The organism is Protofrankia sp. CiP1_Cm_nod3 (assembly GCF_982290655.1).
This window is the reverse complement of record NZ_CEVIVD010000054.1, coordinates 27,996-31,983: the sequence shown is the minus strand read 5'-3', so window position 1 is coordinate 31,983 and position 3,988 is coordinate 27,996. Positions and strand designations below refer to the sequence as shown.

Annotated in this window: 3 protein-coding genes; 2 read left to right on the top strand and 1 reads right to left on the bottom strand. The window is 67.4% G+C overall.

Translation table 11 applies throughout. The features are described 5' to 3' along the window. Positions 1–1,228: AAA family ATPase (locus AC5LUJ_RS12615; protein WP_493464976.1), on the top strand; the 1,228-nt coding region annotated here is incomplete at its 5' end. Between the two features lie 147 nt (positions 1,229–1,375). Then, positions 1,376–1,753 (top strand): hypothetical protein, encoded by a 378-nt coding sequence (locus tag AC5LUJ_RS12610; protein ID WP_250283578.1) that lies wholly within the window; start codon positions 1,376–1,378, stop codon positions 1,751–1,753. A gap of 51 nt (positions 1,754–1,804) precedes the next feature. On the opposite strand, the gene typA is transcribed toward AC5LUJ_RS12610, so the two are convergent. Next, positions 1,805–3,646, bottom strand: coding sequence for a translational GTPase TypA (typA, locus tag AC5LUJ_RS12605; protein ID WP_250283576.1), 1,842 nt, complete (start codon positions 3,644–3,646; stop codon positions 1,805–1,807). Positions 3,647–3,988: the final 342 nt, after the last annotated feature.

Genomic DNA, 3,988 nt, shown 5'->3' with positions numbered 1-3,988 from the left:
CCAACTCCTGCTGCTACTCAGACAGAGCGCGGCCAACACCGACCGCCGGCGCGTTCTCGACCTCGGTGACGCAAACTCCCTCGTCGAACTGGGCACCTTCAACGATCTTGTTCACAACCACCGGGCAGCCGACAGCCTGTCGTTCACCATCAGTTGGACCGGCGAAAGAACCGACCTCCTCGAAGGCTTCATCCTCCTGGACGACTACTATGCCCCACTGCACTTCGACGCGAAGATCATACAGGCCCCCGACGGACCACTTGCCGTCGACAACTTCGGCTACTCGATCGCGAACGAGTATTTCTCGGTGAATCGGAACGGACCGGACTCCTACCGCCTGCACAGCGTCAGCCACAGCGAAAGACACAATCTCGGAGTTCCGACAAGATTCTATGGATTCCCGGAACTCGACGATATCCCACCCACCGAGATAAACGCACTCGGCGGTCTGGAATACGAGTTCGAACGAGCCCTGGCCAAGATCTCATACGTCGGCCCGATGCGGGAGAACCCGAGAAGAAGCTACCTGTGGACGGGCACCGTCCCGTCCGATGTCGGGAAGAAGGGCGAGCGGGCGGTCGAGGCGCTGCTGGCCGCACAGATAACCGCCGGCTCCGTCTCGGGCCCGGTGCGGGACGGCAGCGGCGCGTCCCTACCGGAACAGGTCGGGCGCTGGCTGCGGGACATGAAGGTCATCCATTCGTTCGAACTGCGGGAGCTCGTCGCGGGACGGCGGATATTCGAGCTGGTGGTGCGGACACGGCCTGACTCCCCCGAGGTACTGCTGACCGACGTCGGATTCGGTGTCTCCCAGATCCTCCCCGTGCTCGTCCAGTCGTATTATGCCGAGAGAAGCGGCACGGTCATCTTCGAGCAGCCCGAGATCCACCTGCATCCGAGCGTCCAGTCACAGCTGGCCGACGTTTTCATCGACGCCGCGCGGACGCAGGGCGTTCAGTTCCTGATCGAAAGCCACAGCGAACATCTGCTACGGCGGTTGCAGCGTCGCCTTGCCGAGGGAGTCGTGACCGCTGGCGACGTAGCGCTCTACTTCGTGGAGTACGGCCCGGACGGATCGGTGCTACGAGAGCTGGAGCTGGACGAGACCGGCAATATCAGGAACTGGCCCGACGGATTCTTCGGGGACGACTTCAGCGACATCGCGACGGTCGCGCGCCTGTCTGCCGAGCATCGGCTGCGCACAGCCCGCGGAGGCACGGATGCCTGACCACGACCCGGCGTCTGGCAGCCGACGCCGGAACATGTCGTCGGCACGGGCGTCGCCATCGTGGCCAACGGCCGTGACGAATGGCCGGCGGAATGCGAGCTGGCCTGCATCGGCCTGTTACAGGACCTGGTCGCCCACGGCGGAATCGTGCTGGACACGCTCGGTCTCATCACAGCTGAATATGCCAGGCATCTGAACTTCTCCGGCCAGCCCGGCATCGGCGACGCCTTCTTTCGCTGGGCGCAGAACAACCAGTACAACGAGGCATGCTGCAGCCGGGTCGAGATCACACCGGACGCCGAAGGAAATTTTCTGGAATTCCCGGACGACGCCGCTCTCGCCGACTTCGATCCGTCCGACCGCAAGTTCGTGGCGACAGCCGCCGCACACGGCGGAGCTCGTATCGCGGTCGGCACGGACAGCGACTGGTGGCACCATCGGGATGCCCTCACGGCGGCCGGCATCCCGATAGCGTTCCTGTGCGAGAAATACTTCCGGGAAAAATATCGAAACGGCCGACGATAGCGGGCCCTGGCAACGGCCGGCCTCGGTCCGGGGCTGCCGCGGCCGTCGGGGTCAGTTGGCGCGGCGGCGGGAGCGGAGCTTCTCCCGCTCGGCCGCGGTCAGCGCGACCTTGCGCAGCCGGACCGGGCCGGGGGTGACCTCGACGCACTCGTCCTCGCGGCAGAACTCCAGCGCCTGCTCGAGGGAGAGCTGCCGGTGCGGGGTCAGCCGCACCAGTTCGTCCCCGGTGGACGAACGCATGTTGGTCAGCTTCTTCTCCTTGGTGGGGTTGACGTCCATGTCGTCCGCGCGGGAGTTCTCCCCGACGATCATGCCCTCGTAGACGTCGGTGGTTGGCCCGATGAACAGGGTGCCGCGCTCCCCCAGGTTGTACAGGGCGTAGGCGGTCGCCACGCCGGCGCGGTCGGCCACCATCGACCCCGTCGCCCGGGTGCGCAACTCGCCGAACCACGGCTCGTAGGAGTCGAAGACGTGGTGCATGAGCCCGGTGCCGCGGGTCTCGGTCAGGAACTCGGTGCGGAAGCCGATCAGCCCCCGGGCCGGCACCCGGTATTCCATCCGGATCCAGCCGGTGCCGTGGTTGATCATCTGCTCGAGGCGTCCCTTGCGGACCGCCAGCAGCTGGGTGAGCGTCCCGAGGTACTCGTCGGGAGCGTCGATGGTGAGCCGCTCGACCGGTTCGTGCCGCTTGCCGTCGATCTCCCTGGTGACGACCTGCGGCTTGCCGACGGTCAGCTCGAAGCCCTCCCGGCGCATCAGCTCCACCAGGATCGCCAGCGCCAGCTCGCCGCGGCCCTGGACCTCCCAGGTGTCCGGCCGCTGCGTCGGCAGCACCCGGATGGAGACGTTGCCGACCAGCTCGGCGTCCAGCCGGTTGCGCAGCAGCCGCGCGGTCAACTTCGTGCCGGACCTGCCGGCGAGCGGGGAGGTGTTGATGCCGATCGTCATGCTGATCGACGGCTCGTCCACGGTGATGACGGGCAGCGGCCGGGGGTCGTCCGGGTCGGCCAGCGTCTCGCCGATCATGATGTCGGGGATGCCGGCGACGGCGATGATGTCGCCGGGCCCCGCCTGCTCGCCCGGCACCCGCTCCAGCGCCTTCGTGACCAGCAGCTCGGTGATCTTTACCCGGTCGACGCGGCCGTCGGCGCGGCACAGCGCGGTGGTCTGCCCGCGCCGCAGCGTCCCGTTGTGGATGCGGCACAGCGCCAGCCGCCCGAGGTAGGGCGACGCGTCGAGGTTGGTGACCAGCGCCTGCAGGGGCGCCTCGGGGTCGTAGACCGGCGCCGGGATGGTGGTCAACAGCACGTCGAACAGCGGCTTGAGGTCGGGCGAGTCGGGGTTGCCGCCGTCGGCGGGGCGGTCGAGCGAGGCCCGGCCGGCCTTGGCGTTGCAGTAGACGATCGGGAAGTCGATCTGGGTCTCGTCCGCGTCCAGGTCGAGGAAGAGCTCGTAGGTGGCGTCGACGACCTCCGCGATCCGGGCGTCGGAGCGGTCCACCTTGTTGATGACCAGGATGACCGGCTGCCGGGCCTCCAGCGCCTTGCGCAGGACGAACCGGGTCTGCGGCAGCGGCCCCTCGCTCGCGTCGACGAGCAGCACGACCCCGTCCACCATGGACAGGCCGCGTTCGACCTCGCCGCCGAAGTCCGCGTGGCCCGGCGTGTCCACGATGTTGATCGTGACGTCGCCGTACTGGACCGCGGTGTTCTTGGCGAGGATCGTGATGCCCTTCTCGCGCTCGAGGTCCATCGAGTCCATCACCCGGTCGGTGGCCTCGGAGTGCTCGCCGAAGGCACCGGACTGCCGCAGCATCGCGTCGACGAGCGTCGTCTTGCCGTGGTCGACATGGGCGATGATCGCAACATTACGCAGATCGGCACGGACAGACACGGTGACAGGCTCCGGTGGGGACGTGGGGCGGCCGCCCCTGGACTAGTGATGCCGGACAACGGTGATGCCGGCCAGCGGTCGCGCCGACCCGTCAGGTGGGACGCACCGTCCTACCTGACGGGACACGCCGCGCGCCAGGCGGGAGCGTCTGGAAGACCGTCGTATCCGGACCCGGCCCGCGAGTGTCCACCATCATGGTACGGATACCGGCGACCTGACGGTCGATGGCAACAGAAAGTGTAATCATCGAAACTATCCGTTGACTTTAGCAGCCCGCCGCCGGCCCAGCGCCGGCCCGGACAGGGCCCCGGCCAGATGCCGGATCCGATGCCGGACCAGCCA